The organism is Microcoleus sp. w1-18aA5 (genome assembly GCF_036701705.1).
Classification (GTDB): Bacteria; Cyanobacteriota; Cyanobacteriia; order Cyanobacteriales; family Microcoleaceae; genus Microcoleus.
The window spans coordinates 38,184-53,159 of the sequence record NZ_JAUPTE010000014.1; the positions used below are offsets into that span (position 1 = coordinate 38,184).

Genomic DNA, 14,976 nt, shown 5'->3' on the forward strand with positions numbered 1-14,976 from the left:
GTTACTGTCAAGGGCGCACAACACGAATCAGTTTACCTTGCAAAGATTCTTCTGCTGTAATAGCCGCGTTGATTCGGTTAGCCAGCGCTTCCCAATTGCGATCGTTCGTACAGGCGATAATGCCAGCATGAAGGGGCTGTATGCGGTGCAGCCGAAAGAAATATTTACGATTTTCGGTAAGGACGGCACGTTTTTCGCTAGTAGCAAAAGCTAAAACATCCGGGTCAGGAATTTTCTGATTCGCTCTGCCTGCTTCTTGAACAGTCAAAACATCGTGTCCTAAAGCTCTCAGTAATTCTACAACAGGATAGGGGTATTGCTCATCGGCATAGAGACGTGCCATCTGCTACAAATTCTCGTCCATCACTTCATTGTTTTCCCGAATTTCTGTTTCAATTTCATCGGAGAAAGCTTCGGCGTATGCCCAAGCATTAGCAATATCAGTCGCAGATAGCGATAGATAGCTTGTGAGTAAATCAGCTTCGCTGTAGCCAATGCGACGAGCTTCTACAAGTCCCCAAACGGTGATGCGAGTTCCAGCTATGCACGCACTCCCGCCACAAACACCAGGCGTTTTTTCTATACGGCGCCAAGGAGTGATTTTGCCTTGGGATAGGAGTTGAACGACTTGAGCTTTTTCGTCGTCAGAGAGTGCCCGCAGTTGAGGCTCTAATTCTTTCAGCGTCATGACAAACAATGGAATTGCTACTACCAATTATTCTATCGAACCGATCGCCCTATTTACCCGATCGCCCATTGCCACTCCTAGTAATTTGGGTGAAGCCCCAGAATGCAAGCAATGGTTGTATCAATTACACCGCCTGGGCGATCGCATATTGCCTCAGTACAGGTGAAATCGTGTAAAAATTTGCTTGTTGTTCTATCAAGCAGCGCCGCGATAGAGATTGCAGCGCATTTAGCAAATCTGAAGCCGGAATTCGGTCATTTTCTAGCAATTTGGCCCGGTTGATTGGCTGGCTTTCTTTCGCTAACAAGGAGATGACTTGTTTTTCTAGTTCGGATAGGCGATCGAACTGCTGCTGTAAAACATCTTTCAAATCTTCCGGCAACAATATGGTATCATTTGGTAATAACTCTGTCACGCCTCCTCCCAAGTCTTGAATCAGATTCGCGACGCTTTTTAACCATAGGGGATTGCCTTGGTAACGATGAATGAGTGCTTCACTGTTGTCGCTTTCTGCTAATCCATAATCTCTGAGTAGTTCCCGTGCGGCTGCAATTTCTAAACCTTTGAGTTGTAAGGTGCGAATAGAAGTATTTTGGCTTTTAATTTGAGCCACTTCTCTCGGTTGTTCCCAACCGATTAACAGAAAGCAGCTTTGATGGGATAATTTTTCTATTTGTTTGAATAAAGAGCGATATTCTTCGGATTCTGGTTTATATTTCCCTGCCAATTCGCCGCTACAGAAAAGGTTGTGAACGTCATCTAAGACTACTAAACAGCGATGTTTTTGTAAATACTTAATCAGCGGTAAGCGTTTCTGGTTGGTTGGGGATGAATCTTGTTTTTCTGAATTTGAAAAAAGCTGTATTAGGTTATATTGAAATTTTTCTATGGTGGGGAATTCGTCTAGTGTGTACCAAACTGTGTACTCAAACTCGTCTTTGATTTGTTGTACGAGTTGCACTGCTAGGGTGGTTTTGCCGATACCGCTGATGCCGGTGAGGGTGATGAGGCGACAGCGTTGTTGTAAAATCCAGGTGGTGAGGGTGTGGAGTTCGAGGGGGCGATCGAAGAAATCACCCAACTCCGGCATTTCGCTTAAATCTTGATGCGAAGTTTTGGTTTGTTTTGAGTTAGATGTTTCTTGATGATGTGGGTGTGGATTTGGTATCTCTGGCGGGTGTCTAGCGTCTCCACAGGTGTTAATGCTACCCACTCCGACATAATCTTGTACAACATTTGAAAATATGGAGACTTGCAATCTCTCCATTGCAGATCGAACATTAGATTTACTAACATCTTCTCCCAACTCTTCTGAAAGTATCTGCCATAATTGCGAACCAACTTGCTTCACACTACTTTCAGAACAGTCAAAGTTTTTGGCTATGTGTTTGTATGTCTCGCGTTGTAGAGTTCCTCGCAGTACCGCTTCTTGTAAATCATCAAGGTGCTGACCCGTTTTCTCGAAGACTATGCGATCGGCGAGGGTTAACACTTCTTTAAGATTCATCTGGCTAGGGAGATGGGATAGTTTGATCTATTGTAGCTCACCTTTGCCTGCTTTTTAGCACTTTTTTGTACATATTTATACAAAAACAGATCTAAGAGAATGAAATAGGGAAAAATTTCTCGACAAAATTGAACTTTTTTGGACTCGACAAAGCTTTGATTTATTAAGGATAATGGGAAAAGTCAGGCTACAGTCCATAAGTGTGCTTCAACCAGTATATGTTCATTTAACTCGACCAGGCAGAGGAGAAGAAATGAGAGAAGGTGAAGTACGATCGTTCAACAGTTCCAATGTTAATTCAGCACCTGATGCGGGTGGCATTTACGCAATCTATGATGAAACCGTAGGGGATATTCTTGCCTATATTGGAAGATCAAACAATATCCGTCGTAGACTGAAAGAGCACTTGAGTGGTCGTGGCAGTAAGTCGATTGATATGTTGATTGGGCAGGGGCATGATTTGTGGTTCTCGTTTGGTTACTCAGACAACCCACATGGTGCGGAAGCAGCGGAACTGGCGAGGCTGTCTCCTGCTGGCAATAGAAAACGCGAAATCAAATATCTGGAAGACTAGGAAATTTTTCTTAGTGCGATCGCGTCTATTGTAAGTTGGGTTGACCCAAGCCAACCCAATATTTTGAACAAATACAATTGTGCAGATGGAAAAAGTAAAGTAATGTCAGAAGAAAACCTCCTATTAAAGTCGGCCAATACTCTGCTCCTCGAAGCAGAAAATACGGGACGAACCTGTCCAGAATCAGCGCAAATAGCCGCATTGACTGCTATTGGTAAAGCACTTGTGGCAACGGCTTATCAGCTTTCTACCATTTCTCAACAGCTTGCCGCCGCTAATCAACATCTTAGGAACGACTAAAGGTTAGTGTTATCGCAGCTCTTGTAGGTTGGGTTTCCTTGCGTCAACCCAACCTCTTTATTCACTCACAATCTTATCTCTTTCCACCATTCTCATGGGATGATTGCACGGAGAGCGATCGCCTCACCAATCATAAAGAGCGATCGCCCCTCGCACCAAATACTAAACAGTGCGATGATTGTACGGATAGCGATCGCTTGAGTTAAACAAAAGATCGATCGCCCTATGGACAAAGATTTCTGCTAAAGTATAGCGCGTACTTGAATCAAAAAGCCTACACTTGTGGAAAGAATTCCAAACGAGGCCTTAGTAGTTCGTGGCGGTCGCAATCGTCCTGAAGATATTAAACGCAGCACGGCAACTCACCCCAGCGGCATCACGGGAATTTCTGTAGAATGTGCAGTAGGATTATCTGTAGCAGAGTTAGCAGTGACAATCCCTCATGGACAAGTTGGTGTGACGACAGTGGGTGAGGTTCGATCGTCCGATAGAGATGTCATCCGTACTTCTGGCCGAAGTCCAAATCATGCAACATTAACTGGCTTAACACCAGAACAAGCAAGTCTGCTGCTGACACCAACGATTCCTAATCCATCACAACAATCATCCTAAGTAAAGTGAAAATATGAAATTTCCCAGAATCTTTGCAGATTTTCATAATGCGGATGAGCAGGGTCGCCTTCGCCTAAATTGCGTGGGTACGATTGAAGATTTGAGTCACCAAAATATTAAGTTGCAAGATGGTCAATTGCTAGCATTGTATGACGAAGAGTTAGAAGTCGATGGCGTAGTGCAATATTCAGAAGAGGAAAGTCTTTGGGTTGCAGTAATTGATTGGAAGCAAATTAGGCAGGTAGAGGATATGCTTGTTCAAGCAACAGTTTAGTGCGATCGCTAGCTAAATGCGGGTATCGAGTAAAAGTTTCATTCTAAAACTTCCCACTGTTCGGCGACAGGAGCAATTAAATCTCCTAATATTTCACCGCTTCCTTTCATGGCACCAAAGGTGGGGCGTAGATATTGGGTGGTCGCAGGATAAATAACCACTAATGCTTTTCCTTCATGGATGACGGTTAAAGGGGTTTTGGTACGTTCGACCTCTATAAATAGAGTCTGGAGGGTTTGAGGTAATTCAGTTGTGGTAATTTGTGCCATTTGTTGACCGTTCACAATCTTATTCTATTTCTACTATGATAATGCGAGGATTAGACGGAAAGCGATGCTTGAGTGAAAAAAGATCGATCGCCCCTCGCACCAAATACCAAACACTGCGATTATTCTACGGAGTGAGATCGCCACTTTCTTATACTCCGAAGGTTTAGGTTTTGCCGATAGTAAACCGGGTCGAGGTCAATAAGGGGCGATCGACACTCGTTATAATCAAAGTATCAATTCTCTACCAGATGCCGCGATGACCATCAAAGAACTCCTCATCCAAGAAATCGATAGCACCCCTGACGAACTGCTCGCAGATATTCTTAGCTTGGTACGATCGCTAAAATCCACTCCAAACCCCCAACTTAATACCTACGAACAACTGCTAGAGCGCATCGACTACCTCGAAGCCATCATCGGCATCCGCAAAGGCCTCGAAAGCTTCGATCGAGGTGAAGGTATTCCAGCCGAGAGAGCCATGACAGCGCTACAGCAGCAGTTCAACATCCCTCCTCGTCTATGAGTTATCAAGTCATAATCCAACCACCCGCCTTTCAAGAAATTGAAAACGCCTACCGTTGGATGTGCGATTATCTGAGTGCTGATGCCGCAAATCAGTGGTACTACGACCTCCAAGATGCGATCGCATCCCTGCAACAGTTTCCTTACCGTTGCTCAGTTGCCCCCGAAGCTGCGATCATTGGTCGGGAAATTCGACAACTTTGGGTTGGTAAAAGAAGAACCTATCGGATTCTGTTTGTGGTGGAGGGCGATACCATTGCGATATTACATATTCGTCACCGCCGTCAAGCCCCTCTCGATACTGAACCGCCAGAGTAATCGCCTCAAATAGTCAATAAAGGGCGATCGCCCTTCGCACCAAATACCAAACACTGGGATGATTCTACGGAGTGCGATCGCACATAATCATCATCCCTAATTGGCTATCGACCTCCCGCATCAATTCTCCACAAACCATCCGGCTGAGGTTCCTTATCTGCATCCAAGCACACAGTAGCATTGTCGCCCAATTCCACCCCAGCCAACCTCTAATTTGATTGTGTTGTTCGCCGTGACTTCTGAATCTTACCGATAATGCCACATAAAATATTTTTTCAATCTATTCTATTCAGTTAGCGATAAAAATTTAAGTAAACATCGCATCGCAAGGGCGAGTTCCCTAGGAGTTTACTCCATTCCGATCTAGATTTAAAAAAAAAGCCGCTCCTTGTATTTTCTTCTCCTTCTTCCTTCGCGTCCTTCGCGTCTTCGCGGTTCGTTTCTAACACAAATACCCAATCCAAGTTGGCAAAACCTCCGGCGAACCGTACCACTTCCCCGGAGAACGAGGCGAATGCCAAACCCCCTCCAACACCAAATTTTCGGCCCCATCCAAAACAGCAGCTTCCACCGGCGTAATTCCATCTCCCCAAGTTTCGCCCTTCCCCACAGTCAACTCGTAACTTTTATAAGCCAGCCAAGTCCCTAAACCACGCTTGCCAAAAACAGCCTTCCCAGCAGCGCACACGTAGCGCACCTGCGGGTGAAAAGCCCCCGGATAGTGAATTTTGACAAAATCTAGATTTTTGCGCGTCCAGCGCTCTTGAGAGACGTGCGGCGTGCCTAAAGTGATTAAAGTATTTACATAAGGGTGAGCTTCCCACAAACCCGCGTCCTCAAGCACGTCGCCGTGAATCGTGTAAGGCTTTTCGCCCAAATAGATGCGAGAAATCCAGCCGCCGGCGGAATGACCGACGAGATTGATCTGGGGAACGCCGTATTGCTGTAACATTTGTTTGACAGTGCGATCGAGCTGTCGCAAAATAGGCACCATCGACCGCCCGCCAAAAGTCGGCAACCAATCTCCCTTGCCCAGAGGCACTGTTACTGTTGGGAAACCTCGATCGACCAGAGACTTTTCTAATTCGCGATAGTCGGAAGCAGCAGCAAAATATCCTGGTAAAATCACGGTTGGTAATGGCATTGTCAATTTTAGATTTTAGATTTTAAATTTTAGATTTTGCGGCCGGAGTGCTACGATCTGTTTTTCAAGTTCAAAGACACTTGCCGAAGCATCCTTTGGATTGCTAACATCTGCCGCTCGTTAAACCTTTTGCTTAGGGAATATCTACTTCTATGGCTCGCGAGCCGATTCAAACATGGTATTTTACCCTAGTTGTCGTTCACTTAGAAGACCGTTTTCTACTGGTACAAGAGCGCAAGTACGAGCAGCAGTGGTATCTCCCAGCAGGGCGAGTGGAAAAAGGGGAAACTTTGCTCGAAGCTGCTATGCGTAATACCCTCGAAGAAGCGGGCATTTCCATCATCGTTGAGGGAATTCTCCGGGTAGAGCACACAGTGATGCCTAGGGGCAATGTGCGCCTCCGAGTCATTTTTGTGGCTCGTCCACAAGATAAGACGCCACCCAAGAGTAAGCCGGATGAGCATACTTTGTGCGCGGGCTGGTATTCTCTCAAGGAATTAGACCAGTTGTCGTTGCGGGGAGAGGAAGTTCGGGAAATGTTTCAATACATGGCAAGCGGCGCTCCAATTTATCCCATCGACTTGCTCACCATTGAGGGAGCTCCTTTTAAAAATTACCGCTATCGCTGGTGAATCCATCGATTTTGGATTTTGGATTTTGGATTTTGGATTGAGTCATTACTGCCACGGATGAATCCGGTTGTGTAACCGAATTGGAAACAGGGGTCCATCCGTTTGCTCGATCGTGTTTAATAAATTAGGGGCGATCCAGATCCCGGAAAAAGACGGTATAGCAGCGGCGCAGTCTGTTTTTTGCTCGCCTCAGTCCGGCCCGCCTGACGCCCCGCTCACCATTCTCAACAATATCTGAGAAACCGCGTATAGGATTCGGCCAAAGGCAGTAGGCAAGAAAAACAATGGTTTCAGCAATTAACAACGTCCTCACCCTATTAGCGGCTGCTATACAAGCGTTGAACCAGCCCAAAAACCCGGTTTCTCGGCTTGAGTGCTGGATGTGAGGGTCGCGAAATCTCAATAAAAGTCGATCACGCAATTTCGATACCGACCGTGCTACAATTATACCTTTGAATTCCCCAACCTCTCCTCATTAAAACGAATTCACACTCAATCACAACCACAACAATATAAATTACAAATCCCCCAATCACTCAATCCCCCAATCCCCCAATCCCCCAATCTAAAATCTAACCATCTCCCAATCCCCCAATCTAAAATCTAACCATCTCCCAATCCCCCAATCTAAAATCTAAAATCTAAAATTTAAATGACTGACTCTTCCTCCCTAGCAAACACCCTTTCCGAACCGCTGCGCCAGCCTTTTTGGTGGGCAGCCCTAGCTTCTGTGGGCCTGCACGGAGTCCTCGGAGCAACCGCCCCGACGCTCTCAAACATACTTTATGGTGGAAATTCCTCAAAAAATATCCCCGGTTCTGTCGGCTTAGTAGAACTAACTCCCGCAGAAGCCGGCCGCCTGCCACAAACCATACCACCGAAACCGTCTAATACGCGATTTACGCCATTTTCGATCGCACCAGTTCCTCTTCGACCAGGGCCAAAGTTAGCTCCGCCCTTGCCCCCCCCACCTGATACCATCAACTTGCCCGCCATGCCGCCGGGAATGCCACCTCCTGGATTCTTTTCCCCTCTGCCTCCTTCCCCTCTCCCGCCCTTCACGGCCCCAACAGCCCCGCCACCTCCCAAGACTCCATCCCCAACAGTCAGAGCCCCCTCTCAGCCAATACCCACTTTCGTCCCACCCGTACCTCCCAGCGGTTTCCTTTTCCCTCCCTTACCAGGTAATTTTGATCGCAATATCCCGCCACCACCATCGCTGCCAGAAGCGCCGCAGTTTCCCGGCGGCGGCTCGGAAGATGAAGCAGAGGCGCTCAAAAAGATCATAGCCAGTAGAGGCGGACTTCCACTATTTCCAGACGGAGCTCCAGTCTTTACCCCAGAATTCCCAATTGCCGGCAGGAATGTGGGGCCCGATGGAGTACCAAAATTGACTCAAAAAGATCCCAATAAAAGGAATCTCATCGCAGAAACTCCCGAAGAAAGAATCAGGAGGCAACAATTTGAAGAAGGACAGCGACAGCTAGGACAGCTCGGACAACCCGGTTCAAACTCATCCACCGACACAGGGGCACAGCAAACTGCGTTTGTAACTAACTATCGTGCTTTGTTTGACAGATTCCAAAAGGCTTATCCTGACTTGCAAATGACGGGATCGACTCCTGTGAATGTCCCTTATCCCGTAACAGCTTGCTCGCAAAAACTCCAAGGAACGGCAGTTTTTGGAGCAGTTGTCAGCCCTCAAGGCTTGCTCAAGGCAGAGCCTCAGCCGATCGTCCCCACGGGTTACGGTATTCTCGATAATGCGGCTAAAATTGCGATTATTAGCCCTTCTCTAACATTTGAAGCAGCCAGCACGCACAAGCTTTACCAACTGGCTGTCGAGTTTAAGTACGACGAAAAAGTTTGCAGTGGCATTCCTGTCACCCCAACCAGGCCCAACCCACCAGGCCAGCAGCAGCCAGCGCCCGCCCCCACAGCGCCCAGCAGACCAACAGGCCAGCCGCCCTCCCCAGCGCCTACAGAAGTGAAACCGCAGTTTGAGAAGCCGCCGGCCCCCTCAAACAAACCGCAGCCAGGGGCCCAACCGTCGTCGCCCGCACCCAAGCCCACAGCTCAACCGTCGCCCTCGCCTGAACCGAAACCAGCCGCGGAACAGTCGCCTTCTCCTCAACCGCAACCGGCCGAAGAGTCTCCGCAGCCCGCCGAAGCAGCGCCATCTCCTGCCGCCGAAGAGTCTCCGCAGCCCGAAGCTGCACCATCTCCTGCTGCCGAAGAGTCCCCGCAGCCCGAAGTGTCGCCATCTCCTGCCCCGGAAGCAGCGCCATCTCCTGCCCCGGAAGTGTCGCCGTCACCATCGCCGGAAGCAACGCCATCTCCTGCGGCTACCGAAAATTAATTGGGCGTCGGTAATTGGCAATCCGCTATGGGAATAGGTAATATCCAATCTGCTTGCTTCACTATTGTGAGTTAGTAGTTAGTAGGGTGCGTCAGCTTGAATATTTGTTGCTTTTCAAACTAATTTGTACTTGCTGACTTACCCTACTTTATCAACTTCTAAGAATGAAGTTGTTTGTCGTCGGTCAGGCCATGGTTTGGATGATTGAATTTTTGAGTAAAAAGCTAATTACCTATTCCCCTTAACCTCTCAATTGTATTGAACTTTATACATTTGAAATAAGTCGCCACTTTGCTTTTTTACTACCTTAGCGCCCGCAGCTTTAATCATTTTCTCCCAATCTTCTATTGTCTCTAAAAATACTTCCCCGGCTCGATAAGTTTCCAAAATTGCCCAATCTTCTGCTAAAGGAGCATTGGGGTTGAGGACATCAAAAACAAAATGACCACCCGGTTTTAATACCCGCTTTACTTCTCCCATGACAATACTCCAATAGTCTATAGGATAGTAACAGCTAAAGCCTGTAGCGAGGCATAAATCGAACTGAGCCTCCTCGTAATTTAACTGGTGAGCGGGAGCCCATTCTACACCTTTGAACAGCTTAGAATTGAGCTGAGGGCCGCGAGCGTTTAAGGCGTCTCGCGCTGCGCTGCTGATTTCTTGACCGTAAAAATATGCCTCCCAATCCCGCCAAGGGTAGATGAGAAAGCTGACTCCGCAGCCAATGTCTAAACAGCGCTGATTTTTTTGAGGTTTGGCAATTTTCCAAAAGGGAGAAACTGTTTTTGCTTGGAGAGTTCCTGCAACAGATTCTAGGAAAATCGGCATTGCTTCGACTTCTTCGGGTAAAGCGAAAGCTTCTCCGCGGTATTCGCGATCAAATCGAGAAGCGACTTGCGACAGTAAAACTTGCCAGCTATCTGATTTTCCTTTAGCAAACCAAGTCTGCTCCTGACCCGCTACTGGGCGATCGGACTTTTTAGACATTCTTGAATTACCTTTTAGAAGCTTTGAGAGCTTTTGTAAAGTTTTGGCGGTAAGGCTTATTAAAAATTAACGCCGGCCAGAGCAGCGCGAGCTTCAGGCGATTTGTAAAACTTCTGTCGAAGTTAGTGCGATCGAAACCATTCCAAAATTTCCAAATACCGCCACCGTAGGCGATCAGCAATGCCAAGCTAATTAACGTACTCATTTAAAAAACCCCTAAGCAATGGATAGGATTTTGGGTCAGCTAGTCAAAGCGCTACCCTTAATCTATCATTTATCAGACGCCAAGGCGCACCGATAGCTGTAGTAATTCCACCTTCAGAAAGAGACTGCAAAATGCCCGCTGGCGACAAACTTAAAAATAACACCCCCGAAATAGCTTTCACCGAGCAAGCAAGAAGGGACTTCTGCCAAAAGTCGATGGTTCTGAGGACTTATAAGATTGAATAAGTGAAGAATTCAAGAATTGGGAATGGCTGATGATATAAGGGTTTGGAGCACGGGCCTACAGTTGCATTCTTTTTTTTAACTGGTATTATCCAACATCCCCTACCAATCCGAGCTCGACCGGGGGATAGGTGCAATGTCGCAAGTTCTAATTCGGTTGAAATCGGTTGCTGTTGGGGGACGGCCAGGCCGAACGGGATTTCCCAGACGTGTCACTACTCGAAGATATTTAAGTAAGAACTGATTGCTGGTGGCCCACGAATTACAGCAGGCAAACTTTTTCTAGCGGACAATGACGGTAGAGAGCTTTCTAAGCAAGGAGGATTTTATGCGTGCAGTGCTAATGGCTGGGGGGTCGGGAACGAGGCTCAGACCCTTGACCTGCGATTTGCCCAAACCGATGGTGCCGATTCTCAATCGCCCGATCGCAGAACACATTATTAATTTGCTAAAAAGGCATCAGATTACGGAAATTATTGCGACGCTGCACTACCTTCCCGATGTCATGCGCGAATATTTTACTGACGGGACAGAGTTTGGCGTTCAAATGACTTACGCTGTGGAGGAAGACCAACCGCTGGGTACGGCTGGTTGCGTCAAAAATATTGCTGAATTGCTCGATCGCACTTTTCTGGTCATCAGCGGCGACAGCATCACAGACTTCGACTTGACGGCAGCGATCAAATTTCACCGTAGCCAGCAATCCAAAGCCACGTTAATTTTAACTCGCGTTCCCAACCCGATGGAATTCGGGGTCGTGATTACTGAGGAAAATTACCGCATCAGTCGCTTTCTGGAAAAGCCTTCTAGCAGCGAAATTTTCTCCGATACTATCAATACCGGCATTTATATTTTAGAACCCGAAGTCTTGGATTACCTGCCGGTAAATCAGGAGTGCGACTTCTCGAAAGACTTGTTTCCCCTGCTACTGGAAAAAAACGAGCCGATGTACGGCTACATCGCCGAGGGTTACTGGTGCGATGTCGGCCAGCTAGATGTTTACCGGGAATCTCAGTACGACGCGCTGCGGGGAAAGGTCAAACTGGATTTGAGCTACTACAACGAAGTTCGATCGGGACTTTGGGTAGGTCAGAATACTTTTATTGACGATAGCGCGATCGTCGAAGTACCGACGATGATCGGCAGCAATTGTCGGATTGGAGCCCGAGTTAAAATCGATGCCGGTACAGTGATCGGAGATAACGTGACTGTCGGGGCGGACGCAAACCTCAAACGTCCCATCGTCTGGAACGGAGCAATTGTCGGCGAAGACGCTCATCTTAGGGCGTGCGTGATTTGCCGGAGCACGCGCGTAGACAGGCGCGCTCACGTCCTCGAAGGTGCTGTCGTCGGTTCAATGTCCATCGTGGGAGAAGAAGCACAAGTGGGGCCAAGCGTGCGCGTCTGGCCGAGCAAAAATATTGAATCCGGCGCTCTGTTAAATCAAAATTTAATTTGGGGAGAACAAGCTAAGCGGAATTTGTTCGGTCAGCGTGGCGTTCAAGGACTGGCAAATGTGGATGTTACTCCGGAATTTGCAGTGAAATTGGGCGCGGCTTATGGCTCGACTTTGAAACCGGGGACTGCGGTATCGGTTTCTCGTGACCAGCGGAGCATTTCGCGGATGGTTTCGAGGTCTTTGATTGCGGGTTTGATGTCGGTGGGAATAAATGTGGTCAATTTGGAATCGACGGCAATTCCGATCGCGCGCACGGTTTCGTCTACGCTGTCGATTGCTGGCGGCATTCATGTTCGCATTTCACCCGATCGCTCCGACCACATTTTAATTGAATTCTTCGATATCAAAGGCATCAATATTACTAAAGGAGCTGAGAAAAAAATCGAGGGGGCTTATTTTAAGGAAGATTTGCGGCGAGCTCTAATTCCCGAAATTGGAGAGATGACGTACTTTAACCAAGCTCTCGATGTTTACAACCGCATTTTTGAGCGGCAGATGAATGTTGAGGCGATACGCTACAGCAATTCTAAGGTGGTAATCGATTACGTTTACGCGGTTTCTGGAGCAATTCTGCCCCAAATGCTCGCCAAGTTCGGCTGCGATGCGGTGGTTCTCAATGCTAGTCTCAAGCAGACTTCTCTAAGCAACGGGGAACGGGAATATTTGCTCGACCAACTTGGCCGGGTGGTGAAAGCACTCAGCGCTAATTTTGGAGTGCAGGTATCGGCTAACGGCGAACAGCTCATTTTGGTAGATGAGTCTGGGATAGCGATTCGCGGGGAAATGCTGACGGCGTTGATGGTAAATTTGATGCTGACTTCTCATCCCAAAGGTACAGTAGTAGTGCCGGTGCATGCGTCTTCTGCGGTGGAGGCGATCGCCCGACGCTATCAAAGCAAGGTAATCCGCACGAAGGCGAACCCAACTGCTTTGATGGAAGCCGCTAACAGGAACCCGAATGTGGTTTTGGGTGGCAGCGGCCTTATGGGTTTTATTTTCCCGCAGTTGCATCCCGGATTTGACGGAATGTTCTGCATTGCTAAAGTGATAGAAATGATGACGATTCAGGAGCGATCGCTCGGACAGATCAAGGCGGAACTTCCCCGCATCACCCACCGCAGTTACAGCGTCCGCTGTCCTTGGACTATCAAGGGTTCGCTAATGCGACATTTAGTAGAAACTCATTCGCCCGATCGTTTAGAATTATTAGATGGAGTGAAGATTTTTAACTACAGCGATGACAATTGGGTATTAGTTTTACCCGATGCTAGTGAACCGACCGTTCATATCTTCGCCAACAGTGAGGATCGAGATTGGGTATCTGAAACGTTGAAGGAGTACCGCGCCCTCGTTCACGATTTTGTCAGTCAAGCCGAGGCGGCGGTTCTCCAAGATAAATTTGGTAATGTGTAATCCGTAATCGGTGACAACTAATAGCGAATAGCGCCTAAAAATCAGTAATCACCAATTACCAATTTGCAGGCAATTCCCAAAAGCAAGACGCACAAGTCATCGGTACACGGATAGCTATTTTTTCCTTCTTCCTTCTTCTTTCTTCCTTCTTTCTTCAACATCCAATTCCCAATTACGCACAGATAACAGATGAATAGCTGCATTTTGATGGCGGAAATAATTCAACAACCGCAACTACGTTATACTCCTGACAATCAACTTCAAATCGCTGAGATGTTGGTGCAGTTTCCCGGCCCAAAACCCGAAGATCCACCCGAACATTTGAAAGTGATAGGATGGGGAAATTTTGCTCAAGAAATTCACGAGAAATATCACGAGGGCGATCGCGTGATTATTGAAGGACGGCTGAGCATGAATACGATCGAAAGAGATGGTATTAAAGAAAAGCGCGCTGAACTGACAGCTCAAAGGATTTACAGTGTCGGCGCCGATGCCATGAGTTCGGCTCCCGCAGGTAGAACCGCCCCCGAACCTGCTCAAATTCGCGACAGCGCCCCGGCTAATGTGCCTAGCAATGTAGTACCTTTAGGCTCGCGGAACCGCAGTTCTAACAGCGCTCCAAGCGGCCCTAACCGCACGTCTAGTTCGGATTGGAACTCGCATCAGTCTTCAAGTTCTGAGTCCGATCGCCCGTCGGGTTCGTCTAACGAACCGGAAAATCCCGATTACGATCCGATTCCATTTTAAAAATTAGGGTGCATCACTTTACGAGCGATCGCAAAACTGCGCCGTTCGATCAAAAGTGACGCACCTTCATTTAAGAGCGATTCCCTACGGGATAACTTCGCACGCGCGTACTTCATTCAGGAAAAAAAGGGCGATCCTCTTCGAGGGCTGCGCTAACGAATTTGGCCCAACTACGAGCTCTCATTGCAAATTTTACAGCTTGATCGTCACAACTTTTTTCTTGCTTTTTTCGTCGCGCAGCACGACGGTATTGTAGGGTGATGTATCCGTCCCCAGCGGAATTGGCAGCTTAAAGCTGCTGCTTTTATGCTTAACTTCGCCTAAATCAATGCTTTTCGTTATATTGCCATCTGTTGCCAGATAAGCGGTAAGTTCGCCTTTATAATCTTCAATCAAAAAGTCTCTGAAGAAAACGACTTCCCCAGCCTCGGCATCGATAGCAAGGATGACCGTACCGCTAAACGTTGCGCCTTTTTCTTCTTCATCAACCGTCGCCATTTTAATTTCCGAGGGGTCTTGACCGGACATATCTGGCATAAATTTTTTCTCCTGAGCAAAGCGCAATAATTACAGCGGATTCCAGGTTTATGAAGTACACCCCAGAAACCCGGTTTCTTCTGGATTTCTCGCCAGAAATCGGTTTTATTCAAGAAACCTGGTTTCTCTGTACTTCACTTACCTGGAAAGTGCTGTAACAAGAAGCTTACCTCACGCTAGGGGCGAT

At 47.5% G+C, this 14,976-nt stretch carries 20 protein-coding genes; 11 read left to right on the forward strand and 9 right to left on the reverse strand.

Annotated features, from left to right (window positions below; all coding sequences use genetic code 11):
- Positions 1–7: 7 nt before the first annotated feature.
- From Q5691_RS07525 to Q5691_RS07535, 3 genes are all read right to left on the reverse strand, one after another.
- Positions 8–343 (reverse strand): DUF5615 family PIN-like protein, encoded by a 336-nt coding sequence (locus Q5691_RS07525; protein ID WP_333344311.1) that lies wholly within the window; start codon positions 341–343, stop codon positions 8–10.
- Between the two features lie 3 nt (positions 344–346).
- The gene (locus tag Q5691_RS07530) at positions 347–688 is read right to left on the reverse strand and encodes a DUF433 domain-containing protein (protein ID WP_333344366.1); all 342 of its coding nucleotides are present in this window, start codon (positions 686–688) and stop codon (positions 347–349) included.
- 124 nt (positions 689–812) lie between these two features.
- Positions 813–2,195, reverse strand: coding sequence for an NB-ARC domain-containing protein (locus tag Q5691_RS07535; RefSeq protein ID WP_333344314.1), 1,383 nt, complete (start codon positions 2,193–2,195; stop codon positions 813–815).
- Between the two features lie 253 nt (positions 2,196–2,448).
- Between Q5691_RS07535 and Q5691_RS07540 the strand changes: the two genes are divergently transcribed.
- The 5 genes from Q5691_RS07540 to Q5691_RS07560 all read left to right on the forward strand — a co-directional run bounded on the left by Q5691_RS07540 (position 2,449) and on the right by Q5691_RS07560 (position 3,955).
- The gene (locus Q5691_RS07540; protein ID WP_333344316.1) at positions 2,449–2,769 is read left to right on the forward strand and encodes a GIY-YIG nuclease family protein; all 321 of its coding nucleotides are present in this window, start codon (positions 2,449–2,451) and stop codon (positions 2,767–2,769) included.
- A gap of 102 nt (positions 2,770–2,871) precedes the next feature.
- Complete coding sequence (locus tag Q5691_RS07545) at positions 2,872–3,069, forward strand: hypothetical protein (protein ID WP_333344317.1); 198 nt, start codon at positions 2,872–2,874, stop codon at positions 3,067–3,069.
- Positions 3,070–3,107: 38 nt separating this feature from the next.
- Complete coding sequence (locus Q5691_RS07550; RefSeq protein WP_333344319.1) at positions 3,108–3,275, forward strand: hypothetical protein; 168 nt, start codon at positions 3,108–3,110, stop codon at positions 3,273–3,275.
- A 76-nt stretch (positions 3,276–3,351) separates the two neighbouring features.
- Positions 3,352–3,681: a flavoredoxin gene (locus Q5691_RS07555; protein ID WP_333344321.1), complete on the forward strand. Its 330-nt coding sequence runs from the start codon at positions 3,352–3,354 to the stop codon at positions 3,679–3,681.
- A 13-nt stretch (positions 3,682–3,694) separates the two neighbouring features.
- Entirely contained in the window at positions 3,695–3,955 is a 261-nt protein-coding gene (locus tag Q5691_RS07560) for a hypothetical protein (RefSeq protein ID WP_333311747.1), read from the forward strand.
- A 38-nt stretch (positions 3,956–3,993) separates the two neighbouring features.
- On the opposite strand, the gene Q5691_RS07565 is transcribed toward Q5691_RS07560, so the two are convergent.
- Positions 3,994–4,239 carry a type II toxin-antitoxin system Phd/YefM family antitoxin gene (locus Q5691_RS07565; protein WP_333311748.1) on the reverse strand — a complete coding sequence of 82 codons (246 nt, stop codon included), beginning with the start codon at positions 4,237–4,239 and terminating at the stop codon, positions 3,994–3,996.
- A gap of 241 nt (positions 4,240–4,480) precedes the next feature.
- Here Q5691_RS07565 and Q5691_RS07570 point away from each other — a divergent pair, with 241 nt between their 5' ends.
- Together Q5691_RS07570 and Q5691_RS07575 are read left to right on the forward strand one after the other, a co-directional pair.
- Positions 4,481–4,747 (forward strand): hypothetical protein, encoded by a 267-nt coding sequence (locus Q5691_RS07570; RefSeq protein ID WP_333162363.1) that lies wholly within the window; start codon positions 4,481–4,483, stop codon positions 4,745–4,747.
- Positions 4,744–5,064: a type II toxin-antitoxin system RelE/ParE family toxin gene (locus Q5691_RS07575; RefSeq protein ID WP_333208839.1), complete on the forward strand. Its 321-nt coding sequence runs from the start codon at positions 4,744–4,746 to the stop codon at positions 5,062–5,064. The genes Q5691_RS07570 and Q5691_RS07575 overlap by 4 nt, the downstream gene beginning before the upstream one ends.
- Positions 5,065–5,128: 64 nt before the next feature.
- Here Q5691_RS07575 and Q5691_RS07580 read toward each other — a convergent pair whose 3' ends face one another.
- Both Q5691_RS07580 and Q5691_RS07585 read right to left on the reverse strand, forming a co-directional pair.
- Entirely contained in the window at positions 5,129–5,326 is a 198-nt protein-coding gene (locus Q5691_RS07580) for a hypothetical protein (protein WP_333208837.1), read from the reverse strand.
- Positions 5,327–5,506: 180 nt separating this feature from the next.
- The gene (locus Q5691_RS07585; RefSeq protein ID WP_333344323.1) at positions 5,507–6,208 is read right to left on the reverse strand and encodes an alpha/beta fold hydrolase; all 702 of its coding nucleotides are present in this window, start codon (positions 6,206–6,208) and stop codon (positions 5,507–5,509) included.
- Between the two features lie 152 nt (positions 6,209–6,360).
- Here Q5691_RS07585 and Q5691_RS07590 point away from each other — a divergent pair, with 152 nt between their 5' ends.
- Together Q5691_RS07590 and Q5691_RS07595 are read left to right on the forward strand one after the other, a co-directional pair.
- Positions 6,361–6,840 carry an NUDIX domain-containing protein gene (locus tag Q5691_RS07590; RefSeq protein WP_006633478.1) on the forward strand — a complete coding sequence of 160 codons (480 nt, stop codon included), beginning with the start codon at positions 6,361–6,363 and terminating at the stop codon, positions 6,838–6,840.
- A gap of 652 nt (positions 6,841–7,492) precedes the next feature.
- Positions 7,493–9,199 carry a hypothetical protein gene (locus Q5691_RS07595; RefSeq protein WP_333344325.1) on the forward strand — a complete coding sequence of 569 codons (1,707 nt, stop codon included), beginning with the start codon at positions 7,493–7,495 and terminating at the stop codon, positions 9,197–9,199.
- Between the two features lie 249 nt (positions 9,200–9,448).
- Here the strand turns inward: Q5691_RS07595 and Q5691_RS07600 are convergent, their stop codons facing one another.
- Positions 9,449–10,186: a class I SAM-dependent methyltransferase gene (locus tag Q5691_RS07600; protein ID WP_333208832.1), complete on the reverse strand. Its 738-nt coding sequence runs from the start codon at positions 10,184–10,186 to the stop codon at positions 9,449–9,451.
- Between the two features lie 7 nt (positions 10,187–10,193).
- The gene (locus Q5691_RS07605) at positions 10,194–10,391 is read right to left on the reverse strand and encodes a hypothetical protein (RefSeq protein WP_333208830.1); all 198 of its coding nucleotides are present in this window, start codon (positions 10,389–10,391) and stop codon (positions 10,194–10,196) included.
- A gap of 570 nt (positions 10,392–10,961) precedes the next feature.
- Here Q5691_RS07605 and Q5691_RS07610 point away from each other — a divergent pair.
- Together Q5691_RS07610 and Q5691_RS07615 are read left to right on the forward strand one after the other, a co-directional pair.
- Entirely contained in the window at positions 10,962–13,505 is a 2,544-nt protein-coding gene (locus Q5691_RS07610; RefSeq protein WP_333344327.1) for a mannose-1-phosphate guanyltransferase, read from the forward strand.
- Positions 13,506–13,694: 189 nt separating this feature from the next.
- On the forward strand, positions 13,695–14,252 hold the full coding sequence (locus Q5691_RS07615; RefSeq protein ID WP_333208824.1) for a single-stranded DNA-binding protein: 558 nt from the start codon (positions 13,695–13,697) through the stop codon (positions 14,250–14,252).
- A gap of 192 nt (positions 14,253–14,444) precedes the next feature.
- Here Q5691_RS07615 and Q5691_RS07620 read toward each other — a convergent pair whose 3' ends face one another.
- Positions 14,445–14,789: a hypothetical protein gene (locus tag Q5691_RS07620; RefSeq protein ID WP_333228954.1), complete on the reverse strand. Its 345-nt coding sequence runs from the start codon at positions 14,787–14,789 to the stop codon at positions 14,445–14,447.
- Positions 14,790–14,976: the final 187 nt, after the last annotated feature.

Bases quoted from the DNA above. Each gene is read 5' to 3' on its own strand.
- Q5691_RS07525 (WP_333344311.1), bottom strand. From the start codon at position 343: ATGGCACGTCTCTATGCCGATGAGCAATACCCCTATCCTGTTGTAGAA.
- Q5691_RS07590 (WP_006633478.1), top strand. From the start codon at position 6,361: ATGGCTCGCGAGCCGATTCAAACATGGTATTTTACCCTAGTTGTCGTT.
- Q5691_RS07615 (WP_333208824.1), top strand. From the start codon at position 13,695: ATGAATAGCTGCATTTTGATGGCGGAAATAATTCAACAACCGCAACTA.
- Q5691_RS07585 (WP_333344323.1), bottom strand. From the start codon at position 6,208: ATGCCATTACCAACCGTGATTTTACCAGGATATTTTGCTGCTGCTTCC.
- Q5691_RS07605 (WP_333208830.1), bottom strand. From the start codon at position 10,391: ATGAGTACGTTAATTAGCTTGGCATTGCTGATCGCCTACGGTGGCGGT.
- Q5691_RS07600 (WP_333208832.1), bottom strand. From the start codon at position 10,186: ATGTCTAAAAAGTCCGATCGCCCAGTAGCGGGTCAGGAGCAGACTTGG.
- Q5691_RS07610 (WP_333344327.1), top strand. From the start codon at position 10,962: ATGCGTGCAGTGCTAATGGCTGGGGGGTCGGGAACGAGGCTCAGACCC.
- Q5691_RS07620 (WP_333228954.1), bottom strand. From the start codon at position 14,789: ATGCCAGATATGTCCGGTCAAGACCCCTCGGAAATTAAAATGGCGACG.
- Q5691_RS07530 (WP_333344366.1), bottom strand. From the start codon at position 688: ATGACGCTGAAAGAATTAGAGCCTCAACTGCGGGCACTCTCTGACGAC.
- Q5691_RS07540 (WP_333344316.1), top strand. From the start codon at position 2,449: ATGAGAGAAGGTGAAGTACGATCGTTCAACAGTTCCAATGTTAATTCA.
- Q5691_RS07560 (WP_333311747.1), top strand. From the start codon at position 3,695: ATGAAATTTCCCAGAATCTTTGCAGATTTTCATAATGCGGATGAGCAG.
- Q5691_RS07575 (WP_333208839.1), top strand. From the start codon at position 4,744: ATGAGTTATCAAGTCATAATCCAACCACCCGCCTTTCAAGAAATTGAA.
- Q5691_RS07570 (WP_333162363.1), top strand. From the start codon at position 4,481: ATGACCATCAAAGAACTCCTCATCCAAGAAATCGATAGCACCCCTGAC.
- Q5691_RS07545 (WP_333344317.1), top strand. From the start codon at position 2,872: ATGTCAGAAGAAAACCTCCTATTAAAGTCGGCCAATACTCTGCTCCTC.
- Q5691_RS07535 (WP_333344314.1), bottom strand. From the start codon at position 2,195: ATGAATCTTAAAGAAGTGTTAACCCTCGCCGATCGCATAGTCTTCGAG.
- Q5691_RS07595 (WP_333344325.1), top strand. From the start codon at position 7,493: ATGACTGACTCTTCCTCCCTAGCAAACACCCTTTCCGAACCGCTGCGC.